At 71.8% G+C, this 23,901-nt stretch carries 19 protein-coding genes; 8 read left to right on the forward strand and 11 right to left on the reverse strand.

Annotation, left to right across the window (positions count from 1 at the left end; translation table 11 throughout):
* Window positions 1-13 precede the first annotated feature (13 nt).
* Window positions 14-1,039, reverse strand: coding sequence for a hypothetical protein (locus WME98_RS51690; protein ID WP_437948959.1), 1,026 nt, complete (start codon window positions 1,037-1,039; stop codon window positions 14-16).
* Between the two features lie 288 nt (window positions 1,040-1,327).
* On the opposite strand from WME98_RS51690, the gene nudC reads away from it, so the two are divergent.
* From nudC to WME98_RS51705, 3 genes are read left to right on the forward strand one after another with little or no spacing between them, the layout of a single operon-like run.
* Window positions 1,328-2,164, forward strand: coding sequence for an NAD(+) diphosphatase (gene nudC / locus WME98_RS51695; RefSeq protein WP_437948960.1), 837 nt, complete (start codon window positions 1,328-1,330; stop codon window positions 2,162-2,164).
* 52 nt (window positions 2,165-2,216) lie between these two features.
* Window positions 2,217-2,447, forward strand: coding sequence for a hypothetical protein (locus tag WME98_RS51700; RefSeq protein ID WP_437948961.1), 231 nt, complete (start codon window positions 2,217-2,219; stop codon window positions 2,445-2,447).
* On the forward strand, window positions 2,444-2,839 hold the full coding sequence (locus WME98_RS51705) for a type II toxin-antitoxin system VapC family toxin (RefSeq protein WP_437948962.1): 396 nt from the start codon (window positions 2,444-2,446) through the stop codon (window positions 2,837-2,839). The genes WME98_RS51700 and WME98_RS51705 overlap by 4 nt, the downstream gene beginning before the upstream one ends.
* A 79-nt stretch (window positions 2,840-2,918) precedes the next feature.
* On the opposite strand, the gene WME98_RS51710 is transcribed toward WME98_RS51705, so the two are convergent.
* The 5 genes from WME98_RS51710 to WME98_RS51730 form a co-directional block, all read right to left on the reverse strand.
* Entirely contained in the window at window positions 2,919-4,379 is a 1,461-nt protein-coding gene (locus WME98_RS51710; protein ID WP_437948963.1) for an MATE family efflux transporter, read from the reverse strand.
* Between the two features lie 86 nt (window positions 4,380-4,465).
* The gene (locus WME98_RS51715) at window positions 4,466-4,591 is read right to left on the reverse strand and encodes a hypothetical protein (RefSeq protein WP_437948964.1); all 126 of its coding nucleotides are present in this window, start codon (window positions 4,589-4,591) and stop codon (window positions 4,466-4,468) included.
* 208 nt (window positions 4,592-4,799) lie between these two features.
* A complete protein-coding gene (locus WME98_RS51720; protein WP_437948965.1) occupies window positions 4,800-5,120 on the reverse strand; it encodes a hypothetical protein in 321 nt (106 codons plus the stop codon).
* 149 nt (window positions 5,121-5,269) lie between these two features.
* The gene (locus WME98_RS51725; RefSeq protein ID WP_437948966.1) at window positions 5,270-5,641 is read right to left on the reverse strand and encodes a hypothetical protein; all 372 of its coding nucleotides are present in this window, start codon (window positions 5,639-5,641) and stop codon (window positions 5,270-5,272) included.
* 76 nt (window positions 5,642-5,717) lie between these two features.
* A complete protein-coding gene (locus tag WME98_RS51730) occupies window positions 5,718-6,815 on the reverse strand; it encodes a Nif3-like dinuclear metal center hexameric protein (RefSeq protein ID WP_437948967.1) in 1,098 nt (365 codons plus the stop codon).
* A gap of 67 nt (window positions 6,816-6,882) precedes the next feature.
* Between WME98_RS51730 and WME98_RS51735 the strand changes: the two genes are divergently transcribed.
* From WME98_RS51735 to WME98_RS51745, 3 genes are all read left to right on the forward strand, one after another.
* Entirely contained in the window at window positions 6,883-7,782 is a 900-nt protein-coding gene (locus tag WME98_RS51735) for an MOSC domain-containing protein (RefSeq protein ID WP_437948968.1), read from the forward strand.
* Between the two features lie 667 nt (window positions 7,783-8,449).
* A complete protein-coding gene (locus WME98_RS51740) occupies window positions 8,450-10,222 on the forward strand; it encodes an RICIN domain-containing protein (RefSeq protein ID WP_437948969.1) in 1,773 nt (590 codons plus the stop codon).
* Between the two features lie 149 nt (window positions 10,223-10,371).
* The gene (locus WME98_RS51745) at window positions 10,372-11,784 is read left to right on the forward strand and encodes a WD40/YVTN/BNR-like repeat-containing protein (RefSeq protein ID WP_437948970.1); all 1,413 of its coding nucleotides are present in this window, start codon (window positions 10,372-10,374) and stop codon (window positions 11,782-11,784) included.
* A 151-nt stretch (window positions 11,785-11,935) separates the two neighbouring features.
* Here WME98_RS51745 and WME98_RS51750 read toward each other — a convergent pair whose 3' ends face one another.
* Complete coding sequence (locus WME98_RS51750; RefSeq protein WP_437948971.1) at window positions 11,936-12,517, reverse strand: hypothetical protein; 582 nt, start codon at window positions 12,515-12,517, stop codon at window positions 11,936-11,938.
* 261 nt (window positions 12,518-12,778) lie between these two features.
* On the opposite strand from WME98_RS51750, the gene WME98_RS51755 reads away from it, so the two are divergent.
* Window positions 12,779-13,117 carry a hypothetical protein gene (locus WME98_RS51755; RefSeq protein WP_437322428.1) on the forward strand — a complete coding sequence of 113 codons (339 nt, stop codon included), beginning with the start codon at window positions 12,779-12,781 and terminating at the stop codon, window positions 13,115-13,117.
* 37 nt (window positions 13,118-13,154) lie between these two features.
* Here the strand turns inward: WME98_RS51755 and WME98_RS51760 are convergent, their stop codons facing one another.
* Window positions 13,155-13,745 (reverse strand): ATP-dependent Clp protease proteolytic subunit, encoded by a 591-nt coding sequence (locus WME98_RS51760; protein WP_437954137.1) that lies wholly within the window; start codon window positions 13,743-13,745, stop codon window positions 13,155-13,157.
* Window positions 13,746-13,871: 126 nt separating this feature from the next.
* Between WME98_RS51760 and WME98_RS51765 the strand changes: the two genes are divergently transcribed.
* Entirely contained in the window at window positions 13,872-14,804 is a 933-nt protein-coding gene (locus tag WME98_RS51765) for an AraC family transcriptional regulator (protein WP_437948972.1), read from the forward strand.
* An 85-nt stretch (window positions 14,805-14,889) separates the two neighbouring features.
* On the opposite strand, the gene WME98_RS51770 is transcribed toward WME98_RS51765, so the two are convergent.
* The 3 genes from WME98_RS51770 to WME98_RS51780 all read right to left on the reverse strand — a co-directional run bounded on the left by WME98_RS51770 (window position 14,890) and on the right by WME98_RS51780 (window position 23,548).
* Entirely contained in the window at window positions 14,890-16,539 is a 1,650-nt protein-coding gene (locus tag WME98_RS51770) for a tetratricopeptide repeat protein (protein WP_437948973.1), read from the reverse strand.
* 229 nt (window positions 16,540-16,768) lie between these two features.
* On the reverse strand, window positions 16,769-17,095 hold the full coding sequence (locus WME98_RS51775) for a hypothetical protein (RefSeq protein ID WP_437948974.1): 327 nt from the start codon (window positions 17,093-17,095) through the stop codon (window positions 16,769-16,771).
* 9 nt (window positions 17,096-17,104) lie between these two features.
* Window positions 17,105-23,548 (reverse strand): FG-GAP-like repeat-containing protein, encoded by a 6,444-nt coding sequence (locus tag WME98_RS51780; RefSeq protein ID WP_437948975.1) that lies wholly within the window; start codon window positions 23,546-23,548, stop codon window positions 17,105-17,107.
* Window positions 23,549-23,901: the final 353 nt, after the last annotated feature.

The following is a 23,901-nucleotide window of genomic DNA, read 5'->3' on the forward strand; positions in this document are numbered from 1 at the left end:
GGGGCGCGGCGGGTTATTGGGGGATGACGGTCGGGGCGCACGTCGATACGCCGGCGCCGATGACCTCGGCGGGGAGGTCGTCCCGCAGGAGCTCCGGCGGCGCGCCGGAGGCGGGATCGTAGCGATAGACGCTCGACGTGATCCTCTCGACGGGGTCGGGGTTCGTGACGAAGAAGTAGAAGGCGCCTCCCCAGGTCGCGAACGCCCAGCTCGCGGCGTCGTGGATGCTCACACCGGAGAGGGGTGTCTGCGAGAGCGTGGCGCCGGTCCTCTTGTCGTACTCGCTGAGGGACGCCGGCTCCCCCGGCGCCCCCCGCACGAAGCCGAAGAGCCGGCCGTCGCCCGTGCCGGTGAGGTCCGCGTCCCCACCCTCGCCCACGCCGAGCGGACGGGCGGTGCGGCTCCGCGCGTCGAACATGGCGAGCGCCCGGACGGGATCCGCCTCGTCGCGCGTCCCGCCGAGCAGCGCCTCGCGGAGGTAAAGGGTCTCCTCGCCGGAGACGCCGTCGGACGCGAACGCCATCCCGAACCTCCAGAGCGGGTCGTTCCCCGGCGGGCTGATGACCGGCTCGCAGACGCCGGTCTCGATATCGAGGCGCGCGAGCCGACCGCTATGGCTCCCGATCCAGGCGACGCCGCTCCGATCGACGGCCATCGACAGCGGCGACACGGCCTCGACCCACCAGCGATCCACGGGAGCCGCGCACTCGAACTGGCCGATGAACCGGAAGTCCAGCGTGGCCGGGTGGAACGAGTAGAGCTCGCTGTACGACGAGACCGTGTAGATGTGGTGCGACGTCAGCTCGGAGCACGCGCCGGGAACGGTGACCGACGGAGGGTTCCACACGGCCGGCGGGCCGGGGTTCACCCACGTCGCTTCGATCCACCCGTCGCCGCCCCCGGCGCCGCCGCCCCCGCCGCCCCCGCCGTCGCCGGGGAGCGCTCCGGCGGAAGGATTGAGCGTGGTGCCGCTCGCGCACGCGGCGAGCGACAGGGAGAGCACGCCAGCACAGATCAGACCCAAAGACGACCGCAGCATACCGATCCCTCGATGCGTGGTTGAAGCGCTGCGGGTACGTGGGGACGAGCCGTCGTCCCCATTTGAAATTCGACCTGGCGCCCCCTGTTCCCCGGCGGCAGCGGCGCCTCGCACCCGGGCGCGGCGCGGGACCGCGGCCGCCGCCCTCGCCTCTGGCGGGACTACTGACGCACGGAATGGGCGCTAAGCTCCCCCGCATGCCCCCGATCGGCTCTCCCTCCGGCGGACGTCGCGCAGCGCAGGCCCTCGCAGCGGAGGCCGCGCGGCCCCGCGGGCGGGCCTGACCCCATGCCGCCCTCCCGCTTCCGCCCCGGGCTCGGCCGCCCGAGCGCGCCGGCCCCCGGGATCGCGTGGTTCGCGTTCCGCGGCGACGAGCTCCTCGTCCGCGCGCCGCCCGACGGCGGCGATCGCTTCGACGTCCCGGTCGCGGCGGATCTCGTGGAGCTCGGCGTCGTCGCCGTGCGCGACCAGCCGCTCGGCGAGCTCGACGGACGCCCCTGCCGCTCCGCGGAGCTCGCGCAGGGCTCTCCGGCCCCCGAGGGGCACGCCTACGTCTCGCTGCGGCGCCTCCACGGCCGCATCGACCCGGAGCTGTTCGACGTGGCGGGCACGGCGTACCAGGTGCAGCACTGGGACCGGGCGCACCAGTACTGCGCGGCGTGCGGCGCCGAGCTCGAGTCCGGGCAGGACGAGCGGGTCAAGCGCTGCGTCCGCTGCGCGAGCAACTACTTCCCCCGGATCACGCCCGCGACGATCGTGCTCGTCGAGGACGGGCCGCGCGTGCTCATGACGCGGCAGGCGCGGTTCCCTGCGGGCATGTACGGCCTGGTGGCGGGCTTCGTCGAGCCCGGCGAGACGCTGGAGGCGTGCGTCGCGCGCGAGGTCCACGAGGAGACGGGCGTCGACGTCGCGGACATCGCCTATTTCGGCAGCCAGCCGTGGCCGTTCCCGCACCAGATCATGGTCGGCTTCACCGCGCGCTACGCCGGCGGCGAGCTCCGCGTCGACACGCGCGAGCTCGAGGACGCGCGCTGGTTCCACCGCGACGCGCTGCCGCTCTTGCCGCCGCCGCTCAGCATCGCCCGCAAGCTCGTCGACGCCTGGCTCGCGCGCTCCGCGGGGTAGCGGCGCCGGCGCGGCGCTCGGTGCTCCTGCGCGGCCGTGCTATCGTCCAGGCATGCAGGCGCACCGAGCGCTCCTCGAGACCGACGAGCAAGGCCGGCTGAAGGAAATGCCGGTCCTCCCGCCTCGCACGCGGGTTGAGGCGATCTTCCTGGTGCTCGAGGAACCGCCCTCGTCGCCGACCGCAGTGCGCCGGCCACCGGCGGAGCTCGCTGGGCTTCAGATTCTGGGCGACGTGATCGCCCCGGCCATCGATGAGCCTGACTGGAGCGTGAGCGACGCGTGATCGTCCTCGACACGCACACCTGGCTCTTTTGGATCCAGGGCACCGCCGACGCGCTTCCTTCCAGAACGAAGGCGCTCATCGAGCACGAGCCAGGCCCCGTCGGCATCGCCTCAGTCTCCTGCCTGGAGGTTGCATGGCTTGCGAAGAAGGGTCGCATCGTGCTCCCGGTCTCCGTCGAGGATTTCTTCACGAAGGCGATTGAGCAGGCAGGCCTTGTCCTGCTTCCCCTGACGCCGTCGATCGCCGCGAAATCGGCAGCTCTGCCGGATCTGCACCGCGATCCGATCGACCGGGTGATCATCGCCACCGCGATCGAGCACAGCGCCGAGCTGGTAAGCAAGGACGAGCTTGTCTCCCGCTACCCCGGCGTCCGCGTCCGCTGGGATTCATGACGCAAGGGCGCGATCGTCGTCACCGCGCCACCTCTCGGTTCTCTCGGTTTCGGCGCTGCGGCTGCCCGGGTAGCTCCCCTCAGACGCGGCGCTGTTTCCAGGCCCCGCGGCGGAACATGAGCCAGCCCGCGACCGCGAGCGTCGAGAACGCCACCGCGATCGCGATGGGCACGCCCGTCGAGCCGAGCCCCGCGGCGCGCGCGAGCCACCAGCCGAGCGGGATCTCCCAGAGCCAGAAGCAGGCGAAGTTCAGCATCGTCGGCGTCCACGTGTCGCCGGCGCCGTTGAAGGCCTGCATGAACACCATCCCGAACCCGTAGAACAGGAACCCGCACGCCACGATCCGCAGCGTCTCCGTGCCGGACCGGAGCACCTCGACCTCGTCCGTGAACGCGCCGACGATGGCGCCCGCGCCCACCGCGAAGACCAGCCCGATCGCGCCGAGCATGACCGTGTTCCAGACGCCCGCGCGGTAGACCGCGGCCTCGGCCCGCTCGGGGCGCCCGGCCCCGAGGTTCTGCCCCACCATCGTCGCGGCGGCGTTCGCGAGCCCGAACGCCGGCAGGATCGCGAACGCGATGACCCGCATCCCGATCGTGTAGCCGGCGAGCGCCGCGCTCCCGAACGGGGCGAGGATGCGCAGCATGCCGATCCAGCTCGCCGTGCCGATGAGCGCCTGCAACGCGCCGTTCGCGAACAGGCGGAGCAGCGCCGCGAGCGCCCTCGGGTCGGGCACGAGGTGCCGCGCCTTCACCTTCACGCGACCGCCGCCGCGCGCGAGCAGGAAGACCTGCAGCGCGACGCCCGTCCCGCGGCCGAGCGTCGTCCCCAGGGCGGCGCCGGTCACGCCGAGCTCCGGGAACGGGCCGAGGCCGAAGATGAAGCACGGGCCGAGCACCATGTTCAGCGCGTTCGACAGCCAGAGCACCCGCATCGACAGCGCCGCGTCGCCGGCCCCGCGGAAGACCGCGTTCATGACGAACAGCATCAGGATCGTCCCGTTGCCGAGCAGCATGATCGAGGCGAACGGCGTGCCGGTCGCGACCACCGCGGCGCTCGCCCCCATCGCCCCGAGCAGGCGCGACGCGAGCAGCCCGCCGGCCACCGCGATCGGCAGGGAGGCGAGCACGCCGAGCACGATCGCCTGCCCCGCCATCGCCGCCGCCTCCTCGGGGCGCCCCTCGCCGACCCGCCGCGCGACCGTCGAGGACGCGGCGACCGAGAGGCCCATCCCCAGGGCGTACACCACCGCGAGGAGCGACTCCGTGAGCCCGACGGCGGCGACCGCGTCGGCGCCGAGCCGCGACACCCAGAAGACGTCGACCACGACGAAGAGCGACTCCATGAGCATCTCCATGACCATGGGGATCGCGAGCAGGACGATCGCCCGGTCGATGGTGCCCTGGGTGAAGTCGTGCCCGCTGCCGCCGACCGCCTCGCGGAGCGTCGACCAGACGCCGGCGCCGCGGCGCAGGCCGGGCGAGGGGGCATCGGGTTCCGCGCGCAGGTCGCGGGCAGGAGTCGTGGCATGGTCGCGCATGGGGCGAGCAAAGCTGATCGCGACCGCCCGTCCCGTCCAGCGGCCTTTTCGGGCCCGCGCGGCCGTCCGGGTGGCCGGACCGCGGCTCAGCGCAGGCGCAGGGCGGCGAGCGCCACGCCGCGCAGGACGCCGAGCACGAAAATGACAGCGCCGAGCAGCGCCAGGCGCGACCTGCGCCCGTTGGCCTGGACCTCGGCCGGGACCGCGCGCACCCACGCGTCGATCTCCTCCGGCGGAGCCGCTTGCTCGTCGGCTTCGGCGCCTCCTACCCGCCTCGTCGGCGTCGCTGCGGAACAGCACGCCGCAGTCCCCCTGTTCGCCTGTACCGCCACCGCAGCCGCCCCGGCGCTGCGACGCCCGCCCCCCGCTGAGCTCAGACGGGTACCGCGCCCGTCCCGCTGCAGGTTCGACGCCGACCGCTCAACCTGCGCTCGAGAAGAAGAACCAGGCGTCGTCGGGACCGCAGCCCGGATCGAGAGCGAAGCGAAGGCGTTCGAGAAACCCGCGGTAGCCGAGGACGATCGGCCCTATCCATCCCGGGGCGACAACGATGCTGCCCGATACGGTGAGGCTCTCGCCGCGCTCCGCGACGAGCACGACGTCGAGGTCGTGAAGGACGCCGCGGATGCGACCGAGTCGCGTCAGGAGGATCATCGTCTGTCCCGAGGTACCGAGCTGCGCTTGCAGCAGGTCGGCGAGATCGCCTCCGATGATCGACCACGCGGCGCCCGTGTCGAGCAACGCCTAGCTCTCGAACGGAAGACCAGCGATCCGGCAGCGGACCGCGACGGTCAGCAGCGTTCCTTCATGCTCCGTCGCGACCCGATAGCGCGCCGACGAGACAGCCCACGGCTGCGCGTCCCCGTCGAGCCGCATCGTACCTTTGGCCATCAGTCGACCTGGACGATGAACGCGCCATCGATCTGACCGCGCTCCGTCAGCCGCTCGATCAGCGCGCGCAGCGCGATGTCGGCGTCGAGGAGCTTTCCGTCCTGGAGCGCCACCCAGCGATCGAGGTAGGCCTGCCGGTTCTCTCGCAACCAGGCATAGTCTGCCGCGAAGTCGCTGCGAGGTCGGTCGGGCGACGGCACGACCCGAGGCGGACGGAGGACCTTGGCCCAGCCTTCCACGCTCGTGTCGCCCTGGGCGAGCAGCTCCTGGACGTAGCGGCGCGCTTCCTCGACCCGGTTGGCCTCCACCAGCCTGCGGACGTGCTCGGCCGGAGGGATCGGCGGAGGTAGCACTTCGCTCGCGGAACGCATGCGAGCATCGTAGCACTCCGCCCGCCGCCTTCGCTCGGTCAGGATGGCCACTCCCTCCCCCCGGATCGCCGCGTCTTCAGCGGATCGTGAACGGATCCCGATCTCGCGCGCTCAGCTCGACGCGGAGCGACGGCACCTCGGCGCGGAGCCGCTCGGCCAGGCGCTTCAGCGCGGCGCGCTCGCTGTTCGAGTGCAGCGCGCACACCACCGTGACGCCGGCGCTCGCCGCGCGCAGGGCGTCGTGGTGGCGCAGCTCGCCGGTCAGGTAGAGCTCGGCGCCCTGGGCGATCGCGTCCTCGAGGAGCGCGCCGCCCGCGCCGGCGCACGTCGCCGCGCGCGCGACGGCGCGCTGCTCGGGGCCGGCCACGAGCAGCGCGTCGACCCCCAGCGCCGCCTTGACGCGGCCGAGCAGGTCGCCGACCGGCGCGGCGCCGCCGAGCGGCCCGATCCGGCCGATGCCGACCCGCAGCGGCTCGACGGCGAGCTCGACGAGGTCGAACGCCACCTCCTCGTAGGGGTGCGCGGCGCGCATCGCCTGCAGGACCGCCTCGGTCCGCTCGCGGGGAAAGACCATCTCCAGCCGCACCTCGGTCACGCGCTCGAGCCGACCCTTCTCGCCCACGGTAGGGCTCGTGCCCTCCTCGCCGAAGAACGTGCCCGTCCCGACCGTGCGGAAGCTGCAGCGCGAGTACCGGCCGATCCGGCCCGCGCCCGCCTCGGCGAGGGCGTCGGCCACGGCGTCGGCGTGGTCCTCCGGGACGAAGACGACGAGCTTGTGCTGCCACGCCTTCGACGGCGCCCGCCGCAGCGGCGCGCGCTCCCCGGACATCCCGAGCGCGTCGGCGAGGACATCGTTGGTGCCGCCCTCGGCGACGTCGAGCGCGGTGTGGGGCGAGTACAGCGCGATGCCGTCGCGGATCGCCGCGAAGATGGGGCTCGGCGCGACCACGCGCTTCACCGCCTCGAAGAGCGGCGGGTGGTAGGCGACGACGAGATCGCAGCCGAGCTCGCGCGCCTCCCGGGCGACCTCGGGGGTGTAATCGATGGCGAGGAGCGCCGCCGACGAGGGCCGCGCGGGGTCGCCCGCCAGGAGGCCCACGTTGTCCCAGGGCTCGGCGAACCGGAGCGGGGCGATCGACTCCAGCGCGGCCACGACGTCTTGGAGGAGGGTCATACGCGCATCTATACCAGCGGCGGAGCTCCGGACGCCGAGCTCGGTGGAGATCGGGTAAAGAGACGCCATGCACCCGAGCGAGCAGCCCACCGGAACGGTCGTGTCGATCTGGCGATATCCCGTCAAATCGATGCAAGGAGAGGAGATCGACGAGGCGGCGATCTCCGACCGCGGCGTGCTCGGCGACCGGGCCTACGCCGTCCTGGACCGGGAGACGGGGCACGTCGCGAGCGCCAAGCACCCTGGCAAGTGGGGCGCGCTGCTCGCGTGTCGGGCGGCCTTCGCGGAGCCGCCGCGCCCCTCGGCGCCCCTGCCGCCCGTGTGGATCACGCTCCCGGACGGCGCCGTGATCAGCAGCGCGCAGCCGGACGTGGATCGGGCGCTCTCGCGCGCGCTCGGCCGCGACGTGGCGCTCGTGAGCCGACCGCCCGAGGCGCCGAAGCGCGAGGCGGATCGGTCGCCCGTGGACGGCTCCGCGGCCCAGGCCACGATCGTCGAGGAGCCGATGGCGCTCGCCGCGCCGGCCGGCACGTTCTTCGACGTGGCCGCCCTGCACGCGCTGACCACGGCCACGCTCGACCGCCTGCGCGACCTCCACCCCTCCGGGCGCATCGAGGCGCCGAGGTTCCGCCCCAACCTCGTCGTCGCGACGGCCCCGGGCGAGCGCTCCTTCGTCGAGAACGGCTGGATCGGCCGCGCGCTGGAGATCGCCCCGGAGGTCCGCCTCGAGATCATCGATCCTTGTCCCCGGTGCGTCGTCCCCACGCTGCCCCAGGGCGACCTCCCGCGCGATCCCGGCCTCTTGCGCGCGCTCGCCCGGCACAACGCGGTCGCGAGCGCGACCGTCGCCCCCGGCGTCGTGTTCCCGGCGGTCGCCGGGGTCTACGCGGCCGTGCGCCGCGCCGGCGCGATCCGCCGCGGGGCCGCCGTCCGGCTGGAGGCAGCGCCCCCGTGCCCGCCCCGCTGACCGGCCCTGCCGCTGGCCCCCTCCATCTCCGCGCCCCGCGCCCAGGCCGCGCCCCCGCGGAGCCCTGGAGGGAGCGACCGCCGACAGGACGCGCCGCGAGCGCGCCAAACCACCCACATCGCCGCCCTCGCCCTCACCGGAGAACTCACGTGTTCACCCTCGAGCACGGATTGCCACACTCGCATCAAATCGCTCAGAACACCGGCCAAAATCGCTCGAGCGGGCGAGCACAAGCGCCCTTTCGCCAACTCACGTGATGAACTGGGGTGGTGTTTTCATGTCCATTCAGGATCTCTCGCGATCCATGCCAGTCCCGCAAACATAACATCAGACTGGATCACTGGCCGTTCGCACGTGATTGTTCCGCCGAGACAGGCCAGCTCCCCGTGTCAAGCCGGGAGCACGGCTGTGGCCGCGAATTTGCTCTGAAGGTCCAGGCACCCGCGAGACGGCGACGCGGCGTGACGATCGCGAGCGATGGTCGCGCCGCCGGAAGTGCGGAGTCGTCGTCAAGTTACATCAGCAGCGGAGAGGCTGGCGGCGCTTGCGGCCTCTCCTTGGTAGCGCTCCGTCGCGCCGCGCCTGGGCTCCTGAGGGGGAAGGGTGCGGCGCTCTCCGACACGGGGGGAGACGGGCGCATCGGACCGAGCCAGGAAAGGAAGATTGCATGCAGCGCTTCAAGTCACACCTCACCACGGTTGCCCTCACCGCAGCGTGCGCGTTCGCGCCCGGCTGCCTGAGCATCGACGCCGGTGACGAGGGAGCGGGGCCGGCCCCGACCGCATCGGGGACGCTGACCGTCGCCGTCGCCAATGGCGAGGCGCGGTACATGCTGGAGCGGGAAGACGGGGAGTTCGTGCGCCTGAACCTGGACTCGATGACGGAGGCGCCGCAGGGCGCCGAGGCGCCGATCGACTGGCGCACGGCGAGCGGCTCCCCGGTGGACGTGTTCGGCAGCGAGGCCGAGGACGGCACGATCATCGTCGACGCGATCCGGCCGGCCGAGGGCATCGGCGAGCTGACGAGCGCGCTCGTCACGACCGGGGCCAAGCGCGTCCTGGTGCTGCGCGTGCAGTTCGACGGCGGCCAGACGCTGGGCACGGAGCAGGACGTGCGCAACACCATGGATGGAGCGGCGACCCACCTGGCGGGCTCGTCGTTCGGGAAGATGCAGCTCCAGTACGACGTCGCCGGCCCGTTCAACATCGCCTTCGGCAAGTGCGACGACTACAACCGGTGGCAGAACGAGGCCAAGACCGCGGCGCGCAACGCCGGCTTCGACCTCAACGCGTACCAGCACTACATGATCATGGGCAAGATGGATTGCGGGTACGCCGGCATGGGCGCGCAGCCCGGGAGCGCCACCTGGATCGCCGGCCTCTGGCCCGAGGTCGTCGTGCACGAGCTCGGCCACAACTTCGGCCTGTGGCACGCCTCCTCGCGCACCTGTCGCAGCAACGGGGCGACCGTGACCATGAGCAACGACTGCACCTTCGACGAATACGGCGACGTGTTCGACCCGATGGGCAACGGCGGCAAGCAGCACTTCAACGCCAACTACAAGGTGAACCTCGGGTGGATCCCGTCGACGCAGGCCGTGACGGTGACCGCCGACGGGACCTACACGCTCGCGCCGATGACCGAGGCGAGCACCGGGACCCAGCTCCTCCGCGTCAAGGGCCCGAACGACATCATGTACCAGATCGAGTTCCGCCAGCCGGCGGCGACGAACGTCGTCGACTCGCGCAACCTCTCCACGAAGGGCGTCCTCATCCATGCGTTCTTCACGCAGTCGCGAGAGAGCGGCCGGGCGCACCTGCTCGACATGATCCCCGGCGGGAACTTCAGGGACGCACCGCTCGTGGTCGGCGCTTCTCATCAGCTCTTCGGGACGAACGCGACGGTGAAGGTCCTCTCGGTGTCGGCCACGGGCGCGCAGGTCCAGATCTCCGGGCTGGGCGGCACCGGCGGCGACCCCGGCGGCGACCCGGGCGGCGACCCGGGCGGCGATCCCGGCGGCACCGGCGGCCAGAGCCTGGCGGCCGTCCATTCGGGCAAGTGCATGAGCGTCACCGGGGCGAGCCTGGACAACGGCGCTACCGTCATCCAGCGGCCGTGCACCGGGGCGGGCGATCAGCAGTGGAAGATCGAGACGATCAGCGGCGCCACGGCGACCGTGAAGAACGTGAACAGCGGAAAGTGCCTCGACGTGCAGGGGGCCAGCCGGAACAACTCCGCGAACATCACGCAGGCGGACTGCAACAGCAGCAGGAACAGCCAGAAGTGGGATGTCCTCGATCGCGGCGACGGCGTCATCTCGCTGCGCTCGGTCAACAGCGGCAAGTGCGTGGACGTCAACGGGGTCAGCACCGCCGACAACGCCAGGTTCATCCAGTACACGTGCGGCACCGGCACGAACCAGCGGTTCCGACTGCAGTAGCGCGCGTCCAGGGCCCGACGGCCGGGGGCGCCGCGCCCGGCCGCGCGCCGCGGAGCGGCGGATCGTGATCGGCGTCGGGCCAGGGATCTCCCGGGCCCGGCGCGCTCCCGCGGCCTCCTGTCGAAGCGTTGCGCTGTACAGGAGGATCGATGAACCTCCCCTCGATGAACCGCATCGCTCTCGGGCTCGCGGCCGCCGCGGCGGGCCTCGCCCTCTCCGCCGCGGCGCCCGCGCTCGCCAACGGTCGATACCCCACCGCCGGCCAGATCCTCGTCGATCCCGCCGATCCGGAGCACATCGTCGTCCGCGCGACCTACGGCGTCCTCACCACCCGTGACGGCGGCGAGCGCTGGTCGTGGATCTGTGAAGCGGCGGTCGGTTACAGCGGCTTCGAGGATCCCATGATGGTCGTCACCGCCGACGGCTCGATGCTCGCGGGGCTCTTCGACGGGCTCAGCGCGACGCACGACGGCGGCTGCGACTGGCAGATCGCCGAGGGCGCGCTCGCCCGGCGCAACATCGTCGACCTGTCGATCGACCGCGCGGATCCCGCGAGCGTGCTCCTGCTCGGCTCCAGCGTCATGGCGAGCGACGCGATCTTGACCCAGGTCTGGGCGTCGAAGGACGACGGGAGGACGTGGACCCAGGCCGGGGAAGACTTCCCGAGCACGTTCCTCGGCGTGACCCTGGACAGCGCGCCGAGCGATCCCCGGCGCATCTACGTGAGCGGGCGCCGCAACGGCCCCACGTTCCAGGGGATCGTGCGGCGCTCGGACGATCGCGGCGCGACGTGGGAGGAGCTCGACGTCCCTGGCAGCGACGATCGCAACCTGCCCTACCTCGGCGCCGTGGACCCGGAGGACCCCGACGTGGTGTATGTGCGCCGCGACGGCGACGGCGCGGACGCCCTGCTGGTCTCGCGGGACGGGGGCGCCACCTGGCGCGAGGTGTTCCAGGCGGTGAGCCTCCTCGGGCTCGCCCTCTCGCCCGACGGAACCAGGATCGCGGCCGGCAGCGACATGGATGGCCTGTGGGTCGCGCCGACGGATACGCTGGAGTTCACGCAGGTGGGGCAGCTCGGCGTCCGCTGCCTGACCTGGACCGCGCGGGGCCTCTACGCCTGCGCCGACGAGCTCGTGGACGGCTTCTCCGCGGGCGTCTCCACGGACGGGGGCGCGACGTTCTCGCCGCTCATGACGCTCGACCGCCTCTGCGGCCCGCCGGCCGCCTGCGGGGCGGAGGGCTCGACCGGCCGGACCTGCCCCGACCTCTGGCCGGCGACCGCGAGCTTCGTCGGCGCCGCGCGCTCGTGCGAGGCCGGCGCGGCGTCGGGCGGCGCCGCGGGCGCGGGCGCGGGCGGGAGCGCGGCGAGCGCCGGCGGGGGCGAGGCCGGCGCGGGGGCGGGCGGGAGCGGGGCGAGCGCCGGCGGCGGCTGCTCCTGCGAGGCGTCGGGCGGGGGCCGCGCCGGGGCGCTCGCGGGCTGCCTGGTCGCGGCCGGCGGCGCGCTCCTGCGCGCGCGGCGGCGGGAGCGGAGGCGCGCGCGGGCGCCGGGAGCGCCGTGACGGCCCGGGCCGTTCCACGAACGGGCGCGGCCCATGCGCGCTCGCGCGCTCACGGCGGAGATGCGGTGGTGAGCGGTGGAGAAGGGAAACGCTGACCGGATGAGCTCGGGTGGCGCGGACAGGCACCCTCCGCGGCGCCGCACAGCGCGGCTCAATACAAGAAACAGATTCCTGGCTTCTCCTCGCATTGGCCGAGCACGCAGTAGCCCTCGCAATCGGCGTCGCTCGCGCACGCCTTGCGGGCGCAGGCCCCGCCGGTCGGATCGCATGCCTGGTTCACCGGGCAGTCCGCGTCGGCGGCGCACGGCTTCGCGCGGCAGCGGTGATCCGGCGCGCAGGCCAGCGTCGCCGGGCAGTCGGCGTCGGTCGCGCAGCCGCGGACACAGACGGCGCTCACCTGCAGGGGCGGAGGGCACGTGAAATGCGGTATCTCGCAGATGAACGGGGCGACCGCGCCGCCCCCGCTCCCTCCCGCTCCCCCGCCCTCGCCCGCCATGCCGGCGCAATCCTCGTCAGCCCTGCAACTGGCAGCGCTCTGCACCTCGTAACAGGCGGCGTCGCTGACCGGATTGCAGGTGTCGTTGTCGCAATCCTCCCCGCGCCGGCACTCGAGCTCACCGAGCGCTCCGCCCCCGTTGCCCCCCTCTCCGGCGGGTTCCTGGGTCTCCCCGCCACAGCCGGCGGCGAGGCAGAGGGCCATCCCGAACATCCATCCATCAAGTCGACCAAGCATCACGACAGCGTACCAGAGGCCGCGAGTCCGGGAGATCGCAGCACGATCGCGACCGCCGGACAGCGCCGGGCGCGCGCTGCTCGGCGCGGCCGCCGCGGAGCGAGAGGGCCGCCACGACGGGCACCGCCGTGATCAGGAGAGCCCGGCCTGCGTGCGAGCGCGCTGACGCCGAGCTCCTGGAAGCGCGATGCGGCCGGGCGGGGCCGAGCGGCGCGGCGCCCGGCGCTGCGATCCGGTTTGTTGGCCAGGCCGGACGCCCCGATGGACAATGGCGAGACGGTCACGATGAAGACGTGGAGCTTTCTCGCCCTGGGACGCAGCTACGAGATCACGGATTATGGCCCCAGAGTCGGTATCGAGGTCACGCGGAACGGCTACACGGTGTGGACCGGCTACCGTGACGGCGCGCGGCTCGTGACGGACACGAGCACCCTTCCCGCGCGCGAGCTCGGGGCGCTCCGCGAGGAGCTCCTCCGGCGAGCGGCCTCCCGGGGCGCCGCCCCGGCGGCGGACGCGGGCCTCGGCGCGCGCCGGCCGCAGCGCGCGGTCGAGCAGCTCGATCTGCTCGGGGCGCCCGCGCTCGCCGGCTGCCAGCGCTGAGCCGGAGGGGGCTGCTCCCGGAGGGCTCGCGCGGCGCTCAGACCTCCAGCGCGCTCTCGACGACGCGGTGCACGAGGCCGTACGCCTGGGCCTCGCGCGCGGTCATCCACAGGTTGCGCTCGGTCTCCTGCGCGATCTTCGCGGGATCCTGCCCGGTCGCCTCGGCGAAGATGCGGTTGAGCCGCTCGCGCGCGGCCATGATCTGGGCCGCCTCGATCTCGATGTCCGACGCGGGGCCGCGCACGCCGCCGAGCGGCTGGTGCAGGAGGAAGCGCGTGTTCGGGAGCGCGAACCGGTTCTCCCGCCGCGCGGCGACGAAGATCAGCGCGCCCGCGCTGGCGACCCATCCGGTGCCGATCACCTTGACCTCGGGCCGGATGAAGCGAATCACGTCGTAGATCGTATCTCCCGACTCCACGTGTCCTCCCGGCGAGTGGATCAGGACCCGGATCGGCGCCTCGCTCTGGTTCGCGAGGGCGAGGAGCTGCGCCGTGGTGACCTGCGCCAGCTCGCTGGTGATCTCCCCGAAGATCAGGACGGTCCGGCTCTTCAGGAGGCTGCTCTGGACCTCCTCGGACGGCGCGCGGAGGGGCAGCTGTTCTTCGTTCGGCGTCGCATCGAAGCGCATCATGGCCCCGAGCATCCGGCCGCCCCCGCCCGCGCGCCATGACCGCGACGCGCGGAGTCATGCTCGCGCGTCTCGATCCGCGAGGGAGCGCTGGACGAGCGGCCTCGGCGCGGGCAACCATGGGGCATGGCGGACGAGATGGAGCGGCAGCTTCCCCGCGGCGTGGCGGTCTTCCGGCATCGCGGCCCTCCTGGCGTGCTCTGGCGCGCGATCGCGGGGGATGTGCCGAGCCTCCACGTCGTCGTGCAGGGCGCGTTTCGCCTCTCGCGGGACGGGGCATGCCCCCTGGACGGGGCGTGCTCCCTGGAGCTCGACGCTGGCGACCTCGTGCTCCTCGGGTTCGGCGCGCGCGGCGGCGGGCCCGGCGAGCAGCGCCTCTGCTGCGTCGCGCCGCCGGCCGGCGCCGCTCCCGCGGAGGCGGAGGTGATCTCGGCGACCTACACCGCTGCGCCCGGCGGGGCGCTCGCCGCGCTCGCGCCGGTGGTCCACCTCGCTGCCGGCGAGGTGCGGCGGGCGCCGGGGCTCTCGGCCGTGGTGGGCCTGCTGCGCGCCGCGCTCGCGGATCCATCCCCGGGACAGGCCGCGCTGGCGCGCTCGCTGCTCGAGCCGCTGCTCGCCTACGCGCTGCACTGCCACGAGCGGGCGGGCGAGGCGGGCGCGGCGCGCGCGCGGAGCCGGCGCGGGGCGCGCGCCTTCGACCGGCGCGTCGCGCGCGCGCTCCGGCTCATGCAGGAGAGGCCGGCGGAGCGCTGGACCCTCGAGGCGCTCGCGAAGGCGGCGGGCCTCTCCCGCGCCGCGCTGGCGCGGCGGTTCCTGGCCGAGCTCGGGGTCCCGCCGCTCCGCTACCTCGCCGAGCTGCGGATGCAGCGGGCGGCCGAGCTGCTCGCCGAGGGCGACGGCTCGCTGGCCGCCGTGGCGGCCGAGGTCGGCTACGACTCGGAGTTCGCGTTCAGCCGCGCGTTCAAGCGGCACACGGGCGAGGCGCCGGGCGCGTTCCGCCGGCGCAGCCGCTCCGAGGGGGCCGCGTTCCGGCTGCCGCCGGTGCGCGCGGCGGCGTGAGGGCCTCGCCGGGGCGGAGCGGGAGCCGTTGCCGACGTGGCGCGCGACCGAGGGCGGCGCGCTTGGGGCGGGATCCTGACCGGCGTCACTCGCGGAGCGGGTCGAAGCACTTCTCCGGGCGGGTCGGCGCGCCGTCGCGCACCGCCTTCTCGTGCGCCTGAAAGCAGCGGAGGCGGGCCTCGATGAGCGGATTCTCCACTCCCTCCGGCAGCAGGTCGCGTGCGCGCGACGCTGCGGTGATGGCCTCCGTGACTCGACCTTGCAGGAGGAGCAGCATGCCGTAGGTGTCGTAGCAGCGTACGCAGCTCGGGTCCGTCTTGAGGGCGCGCTGCACGAACGCCTGCGCTTCGTCGAGATCCCGGAGCTGGATGCGGTATCGGGCGACGAAAGTGAGCTGTTCGGCGGTGGCGGCAGTGCGGCTCAGGCGGTCGATGAGCGGAGCGGTGCGTACGATTGCCTGGAGCGGCGTGATGATGCGACGGATCGACATCGTGCGAATCAGTTTTGCCATCGCCAGGAGATACCGAGGATCCGTAGGCCTCGCCGCGAGCGCCGCCGCGAGCTCCTGCTCCGCCTCCCTGAGGCGGGACTCGGCGGTCCGGAAGAGCCCGCGCCAGAAGCGCACGTCGGGGTTGTTCGGCTCGTGAGCGAGCGCCTCGTCAAGCTGCGCCGCCGCCCATGCCCTCCCATCGCCCTGCCACCGCCTCAAACGGGCCCAGAGCACGTGCACCTCGGCGTCGCTCATCGCCCGCTCGACCAGCGGCGGCGGGGGCGGCGGGGCCGTATAGGGGCCGATCTTCCTGATGGGCCGCGTTCCGACGAGGTAGCTCCGGTAATCCCGCTCGAGCTGCTCGGGCGAGATATCGCCGAACGCCTCTTGGAAGGCCTGCCGCACCGGAGCGCCCCGCGAAGCCGCTTCGAGGAAGCTGGCAAAGCGCTGCACGTACGGATCGGGGCCGTTGAGCAGCATGTGAACGAGCCCCCAAGAGCTCAGGTCGTTGAGCGCCACCCGGCGCCGCTCGGCCTCCGACGGATCGTCGGCGAGACTGTAGAAGTCCTCTCGCCTGGCACGGATGAGCTCCGCGGCGGACGCCGCCTCGCTGGCGGGGACCAGCTGGAGCGTGAACGGGCCATTGCGCACGGTGCGCCCGGAGGCCCCCTTCAGGAAGTCGTGATAGGGCAGCGCTGAGCCCACGTATGCATAACCACCCCGCACGCGAAACGTCGAGTAAAACTGGGCGAGGCCCTGTTTGAGCCACGGCGGCGCGGGCCCGATGCTCTGCGCGATGAAGTGGTACGCGAGCCCGCGCTGGAACGTGATGCGCGCCGGCTCCCCGAGCGAGCCATACATGACCATCGTCGGCGCCCGCTCGATGTCGTTTGGCAGCGCGTGAAAGAAGACGCCGCTGGACGGCGCTGGACTGAACCGACGGAAGTCCTGCTCGCGCGCGAACAGGACGATCTGCATGCGAAACGGGTCCGGAGCATCGCTCGGGAAGCAGACGTCTTCGAGGGCATTGTACGATCTCTCGAGCTCCGCGAGGACCCCGCGCGCCTCGGAGCGGTCGAGATCTGTCCGCAACACGACGTGCTGCGAGGAGAGCTCTACCCACGGGGCGCCGCCCTGGGACGCGCAGGTGAGAGGTGGCTTCGGCGGAGCACAACCGAGCCCGCTGGCGGCGCAGAGCGCGAGCGCGGCAGCGCTGAGGGACCGCGCGATGAACGAAGTCGACATGCGATTTCCCCGATGCCCGTCGCCGTGAGGGCGCGAGCTGTGGCGGGGCGTACACCATCGCCGCGCATGCGTCCAGGAGCCATCGACCATCGGCCTGCCTGACGGTGGAGCTCACCGGAACGCAAATCGCATTCCGGCGAGAACCAGCCGATTACCATGCCACGTAAAATCCTCGCGCCAGGGGCATCAACCCTACGGAATTTGGATTTCACGTCTGCGACGCAGATCGCTACCGCGCATCAACGGTGCCACGGAATTCGTCGACCAGTCTCCAGTACAGCTCCCACGATTCTGCGTCGCTCTTGGCCGTGTCACGAATCGCAGCGACGGGCCCACACGATGCACTCCATCCTCGTGTCTCCCAGAGGAACGCGCCGAACTCTCGGTTAAAATCCACAACTCGTTCTTGAATGCGGTGATGGCGCAACGCGAGAGAATACCCGCACAGAAGCTGCTCTAAGTTCTGCAATTGCGTCACGCGTTGAGACTCATCGCCACCGACATACATTCCGGGTCGTTTGCGAATTTCTTCGAGCACCTCAAATACTGATGCCATCCTTCCTCCTCAGAATCCAAAATTGAGAACGTCACCATACTCCCAGAGCTGCTTGTACGCCGACGCTACCATGCCATTAGGACCAGTGAGCGCATCATAGACCACACCATCTTTGACGACAACATGATGATTGCTCCAGCCAGGGGCCTTGTCCCCCGCAGGATTAACGAGAGTTCCCCCAGAGTTGCGCACTCTCCCCAGGAATCTGCCGGGCCCGGTAATGACCTTGATTTCGCCTCCGAGCGCCCTCTGGATCGATTGCGCGACAGCCTCACATCCACTTCGGCAAGCCTTCGCTCCGGGTTCGAGAGCTTCCCAAGCCTTGCCGCCGATCTTCACTCCACCCGCCGCCCCACCCGCCAGCTTCGACAGCACGGCGCCGAGCACCATCGCCGGCCCGATGCCGCTCTCGACGGCGACCGTGACGCCCAGCGCCGCGACATCCATCGCCGCCCGGAGGTCCTGGACGAACGCCTCCGCGTCGTTGCCCGCGTGCCACGCCAGCGCCCCGAGCTCGAGCGCCTCGTGGAAGTCCCGCGCCACGGCCGCCGACCAGTTGAACCGCGGCACGATCACCGGGTCCCCCATCACCGACCCGCTCACCAGCCCGGGCGTCGACTTCTCGCCGGTCAGGTCCGACAGCCGCACCCCGCGCTCCAGCACCGCCGCCAGCGTCTCCCCGGCGCCCGAGTACTCGTCGCCCACCGACGAGCCGCCGCGCTGCTCGAAGTACTCGTCTCCGGTCTGGAAGAACGATGCCCAGTCGCTCTGGAACTCCGGATCCCCTTGCTCCTTCGCCCCACCGACAGACTGCGGCGGCTCATCCTCACCGGAGGGCAGCGTACCAGACGGCGTAACGACGATGGTAGGCGCCATCAACCCGATAAGCTGATCGGTATTGTCGTCGTACTCCGCATACCCCGTACTGCCGTCGTTGAACGTGACCTCCTTCCAGTAGAACCCCGTCGGATCCACGAGGTTCACCGGGTCGTTCATCACGTAGCTGTACCGGTTGTAGCTCTGCCCCCACAGCGGGTCGCTCACCAGCGGATCCGGCGTCAAGAACCGCCGCAGGCTCGGGTCGTACACCCGCCCGCGCATGTCGATCAGCCCCAGCTCATCGTCGTGCCGGTGCCCCGTGAACCCGTGCTTCACCTCGCTCTTCGCCACCCCCGGCGCCTTCCCGTCGGCGTCGATCCGCCTCCCGAACGGCTCGTAGTGCAGCCGCTCCACCTCTTCGCCCGCCTCGTCCGTCAACAGCCCCACGCTCCCCAGCGGGTCCGCGTGCAGGTACAGCGTCTGCTCCTTCCCAGGACCCGCGAACACCACCTGCGCCACCTCCCCCTCGGGCGACGCCACCCGGAACACGTGCCGTGTCCCGCCCGCGTCCGTGCGCCGCTCGTACAACCCGCCGACGTAGACCGTCTCCTCCCCCTCGTGCTTCTTCTTCACCCGCGCACCGAACGCGTCGTACAGAAACGCCCAGCTCTTTCCCTCCTTCTCCACCCGCCTCGGCAGGTCGAACGCCGTGTACATGATCCGCAGCCCCGCGCTCGACCTCTCCAGCCGCCCGGCCGCGTCGTGCCCGAACGTCACCCCATCGCGCCCCGCCACGATCCGCGGCCTTCCTCCCGGCTCGTAGCGGTTCTCCTCCGCCACCACCCCGTCGACCGCGACCGTGCGCAGGTTGCCGAGCTCGTCGTAACCGTACGTCGTCCCCCGCGCCCCGCCCGGCGCCGCGAGCTCCCACCGCTCCAGCCGGCCCGCCTCGTCGTACCCGAACGTCTCCACCCGCAGCGCCACCCCGTCGCGCCGCTCCCGCACCCGCCCGTCGGCGTGATAGCCGTACGTCAGCGCCTGCAGCGGCGCGTTCGTCTTCGCCTCCACCGTCGCCAGCCGACCTGTCACCGGTTCGTACGTCCGCTCCGCGCGCACCCCGTTGCCGAACGTCGCTTCCAGCAGCGCCCCGTCCGCGTTCCGCGCGTTCACCTTCCAGAGCGACCGCGTCGTCCCGTCCTCCTGGCTCGCCCGCAGCTCCGACAGCGACCCGTCCTCGTACACGTGCTTGACCCGGAACCGATCCCGCCCCGGCACCTTCGGATACAAGAGCTCATCGCGCAGCCCGTCGGGCGTGTACGTCACCCCCACCGAGAACGCCTCGCCCTCGATCGTCGTCCACACCTCCGAGACGCGCCCCTGCGCGTCGTACGTAGTGAGCACCTCCGTCCCATCCGGGCTCAGCGCCGACGCAAGCTGCCCCACCCCGTGCTCCGCCTTGTCCCACGTGAACGTCGTCACCCCGTCGGCGCTCGTCACAACGCGCCTGCGCCCCATCGCGTCCCGCTCCACCACCGTCCTCTGCCCCAGCGCGTTCACCTCCTCCCGCGTCTCCCCGTAGCCGTTGTACCGCGTCCGCCGCACCCCGGCGTCCGGGTCGCGCACCTCGATGCGCCGACCGCGGATGTCGTACGCCATCTCCGTCGTGTTCCCCTTCGGGTCGATCACCTTCCAGAGCTTGCCGTGCAGGCCATACGCGAACTGCGTCGGCTGCCACGCCCCGTCCACCTCCACCGCCGTCTCGCTCGGCCGCCCCTCCACGTCCACGATCGTCCGGCTCCGCCGCCCTTCCGGATCGATCCGGATCGTCTGCAACAGCTCGTGCTCGTACCACTGCTGCGCCCCGTCCGGCCCCGTCTCCGACAGCACGCGGCCCAGGCTGTCGTACGTCCGCTCGGCCCGCTCCTCCGCCGCCACGTCGAACCCTGGCCGGCTCGCCGACAGCGGCCGGCCGAAGACGTCATACGACCTTCCGCGCACCTTCATCCGCCCGTCGAACGCTCGCTCCGCCTCTTTCACCGCGAGGCCACGCTCGTCCAACGTCACGACCGCGCTGCCGCCGCTCGCCAGCGTCGTCTCCACCACGAGCCCCGCCGTCTCGCCCGCCTCCACCCAGGCGGCCATCGTCGTCTCGCTCGACGCACCGGCGCCGGACCTCGCCTGCTTCAGCCGCCCGAGGTCGTCGTGCACCCGCGTCGACCACGCGCCGTTCGCGTCGATCTCGCCCATCAGCACGCCATACGCCGGGTGCGTGTACGTCCAGTGCGACACCCCGAGCCCGTTCCACACCTGGCTGACGAAGATCCCTTCGCCCGACACATCGTCGTGCGCGTAGCTCCAGATCCGCGGCGACTCCCCGGCCGCTTCGCGCTTCTCCTCGATCAGCCGCCCGGCCTCGTCGAGCTGGAAGGAGATCGTCTCCCGGACGTCGGGATCGGTGCTGTCCGGCTCGATCTTCACCTCGTCGAGCAACCCGCGCTCGTCGTGGTGGTAGTCGACATGCAGCTTCCCCGGCACGGTCGCACCGGCCTCGTACACGCGCTCCGTGTGTGTATCGATCAGCCCGACGAGCCACCCGTCGGGCCGCACGTCGAACGTCCTCGTCACCTCGCGGCGCACGCCCCCCGCCGTCTCGACGATCGATCTCCGCACGTTGCCGTGAGCATCCACCTCGTACGTCGCGCTCTGCCGGATCGGCGCGGCATCCCCCGGATCGTCCACGTTCGGGCAGTGCAGGCGCACCCCCTCGGCCCAGTCGATCTTCACCTCGGGATCCTCGTACTCGCGCCGCAACGTCCCCTGCACCGAGACGAGGTAGCTGCGACCCTCGTTGAGCTCGACGACCCGGTAGTCGATCTCCTGCTCGACCACCCGCGCCCTCGCGCTCGCGGGGCCCTCCTCGACCGTGCACGATCCGTCGGTCAGCGGGTCGCAGTCGCGCGCGCCCAGCGGGCCGTGGGGCACGATCGGCGTGACCTCCCGGATCCACCGCGGCCGACCCGCGAACGGATACGCCGTCCCCACGCGTGTCTCGTTGTCGAACGCCGTGATCCGCTCCACGGGCCACGCGCTGCTCCACTCGATCATCCGCTCGAACCCGAGCGAGCCGCGCCCGAGCAGGTCGGCCCGCGGATGCTCGAACCGGTAGCTCGTCCCGCCCGGCCGCTCCAGCCCGCCCACCCAGGCCACCACCGGCGCCCCACGGTACACGCATCGCAGCGGATACGTACACACGTCCCGAGGCGACGATGACGGGTTCGTCCGGCCATACCGGACGTGCGCGCGGTAGGCCCTCGGCTCGTCGCCGTCGGACACGCCGCTCAGGAGCTCCACATCCTTTCCGATCGCGCGCGTGACCTCGAGGACGTTCGCTCGCCGCGTGAGCACGTCGGCGCGGCCATCCGCGTCGAAGTCGCCGTGCCACATCGCGCCCCCCGCAGGGAGCGGCGAATAGTGCGTCCCCGTCTCCGGCTCCTCCCAGCCGATCTCCTGGCGCAGGAACGTGCCGTCGCCGCGCGAGAGGAAGGCGAGGATCAGGTCCGTGAAGCGGCCCGCGGGCGGCACGGGGTTGCGCCAGTCGGAGATCGACACGAGGAGATCGTCGCGCCCGTCGCGGTTCAGGTCGAACGGCTCGACCACGAGGCCTCCTGCCTCTAGCGCCAGCGCCTCCGCGACCCCGGGATCCGGGAGCGTCACGACAGGCCGGAGCCCGTTGCCCGTGTTCATGCTGAGCCGCACCGAGCCCGCGTCCACGTCGACCCAGAGCGCGTCGCTCAGCCCGTCGCCGTTGATGTCGGCGAGCGTCGCCGGAGCGCCCCCGCGCTTCAGCGGAAACGCGGGCCCGGTCGTCACTTCCCCGGCGTCGTCGAGCCCGATCGCCACCCCCGCCTCGCAGCTCTCGTCCTCGCCGACGATCAGCTCGCCGCGACCGTCGCCGTCGAGATCGCCGCCAACCGCCTCACACGGCCTGGGCGCGGCGCGTACGCCGGTCACGATGCGGTCGCCGAACCGGCCGCCCTCGTTCATCAGGATGCTCCAGGACGATTCGTCGACCGACTGCGCGAACTCGACGAGCACATCGAGCAACGCATCGCCGTTCAGGTCGACCAGCTCGAGCGCGGGCGCGGACGCGGAGAACTTGCCCGAGCAGACGCGCGCCTTGCCCCCCGAAATCGTGGCGCCCGTGGCGACGAACGCTTCGCTCTCGTCGCTCCAAGCGACCAGCCTGTAGCGACATGCCCCGGTGTCGTAGGCGAGCAGGTCCACCTTGCCGTCCCCGTCGGCGTCCACTGGACGGCTGTGCTTCAGGTTGACCTCCTCGAGCGGAGAGCCCGCCGGGTTGACGTGCACGGTCCGGAACGAGACCTCGCTGCCGGGCTCGGAGAGGCTCAGGAACAGCTGATCCGGCGGCTCCGGCGGGACGGGGGGATGGGGGTGCCCCGGCAGAGGGGGCGGGGACCACGGCGTCGGCACGTCAACCGCGTGGAGGATGTCGTCCCTCCCATCCCCGTTGGCGTCGAACACGCGCACCGAGGTGATCTCCCCGGAGATGGGAAGCACCGGACCGCCGGCGAACAACAAAGGATCCTCGTGGATCCAGTGCAGCCGCTTCGGCCAGAGGCAGGTCCCCTGATGTCCGCACTTCTGCACCGAGGAGAGCAGGCTCCGGCCGAGCTGCCCCATCTCGTAGTCGAGCGTGTACTCCCAGACCTTCTGCGTGGACACCGGGTTCGGGGCCCACATCGCGATCGTCTTGAGCCGCTTCGTCGATCGCCAACCGATCCCGCCCCCGTAGGAGATGCTCGGATCGGGGCGATCCTCGTACTCGAACACGATCTTCCGGCGCGGAGATGACCCCGGCCCGTAGGCGATCGTCTCGATCAGGAACTCGTGCGAGTAGGGCGGCGCGGTGGACCCGTGCTTCTCGTAGAGGTACTCGATCTCGTTCCCCGAGCGATCGCGCTCGCGCGCGAGCAGCCAGAGCGGCCTCACCACGCCCGCCGGCTCCTCGACCTTGCCGCGGGTCACGACGCGCGTGGCGTAGGTCTCCTCGTAGGTGCGGATCCTACCGTCCTTGGTGCGCACCTCGAAGGCCCCCGGCCCGCTCCTGCTCGACCCGCCGAGCGCGCGGATCATCGACATCTCGTCGTCCTCGGTGCGGTATTCGGCTCGACCATCGAACCCCTTCACCGGGACGAGCTTCTTGCCGTCGAGGCAATAGCGGTCGGTCGCGTCGTAGTCCGGGCCGTCGGCGTGCCCCTCCGTGGCGATCGTCGCGTCGCAACGCGCGATCGCCGACGAGCTGCCGGCGACGCTCCACCCGCGCCCCAGCGGACCGTTGCCGCCACGGCTCGAATAGCGGAGCGCGAGCTCCGGCGTCACCCCGAGCCCCGGCGGGACGTCGAGCGGAATCGTATAGATGTAGGCTCCGTCCGCGGTGACTTGCCCCGCGCCGGGCAGGTATCCGACGTCGTCGCCGCTGAGGATCGGGGACTGCGGGAGGTCCAGGGGCTCTGGCAGCGTGGGCCGCTCACCGCCGGTCGACGCGGAGGTGGCCAGGCCGAGCCGCTCGGCCGCCGGCCGCTCGTGCGTGCCGCACGCGACGAGGGCGAGCACGAGGAGGGATAGAAATCAGCCTAGAGACGACGCCCGTGAGGACGCCGCCATCGATGCATGCACCGAGGACCGCCGAGGACGCTGCGAGGCCGCCTGCGCGGCCTCGCGCCGAGGTTCATTCTTCATATCGTCCACCCGTGGAGCGGGGCTTCCCCCCGACACACTCCCGCCAACTCAGGTTCAATCCGCTGCCATGAAGAGCAGCTCGCCGGGGAGCATGGCAAACACCATGGTCATGATGGCGAGTCAATCCGGTTCTTGAGCTCGACTCTCCGTCGAGATCGATGCCGGTCTCCCGGCGAGACCTCACCCTTCCTTCGAGACCACCTCCGGTCTCGGCGCGAAGGGTCCCG

This window comes from Sorangium sp. So ce296 (assembly GCF_051529605.1).
Classification (GTDB): domain Bacteria; phylum Myxococcota_A; class Polyangia; order Polyangiales; family Polyangiaceae; genus Sorangium; species Sorangium cellulosum_D.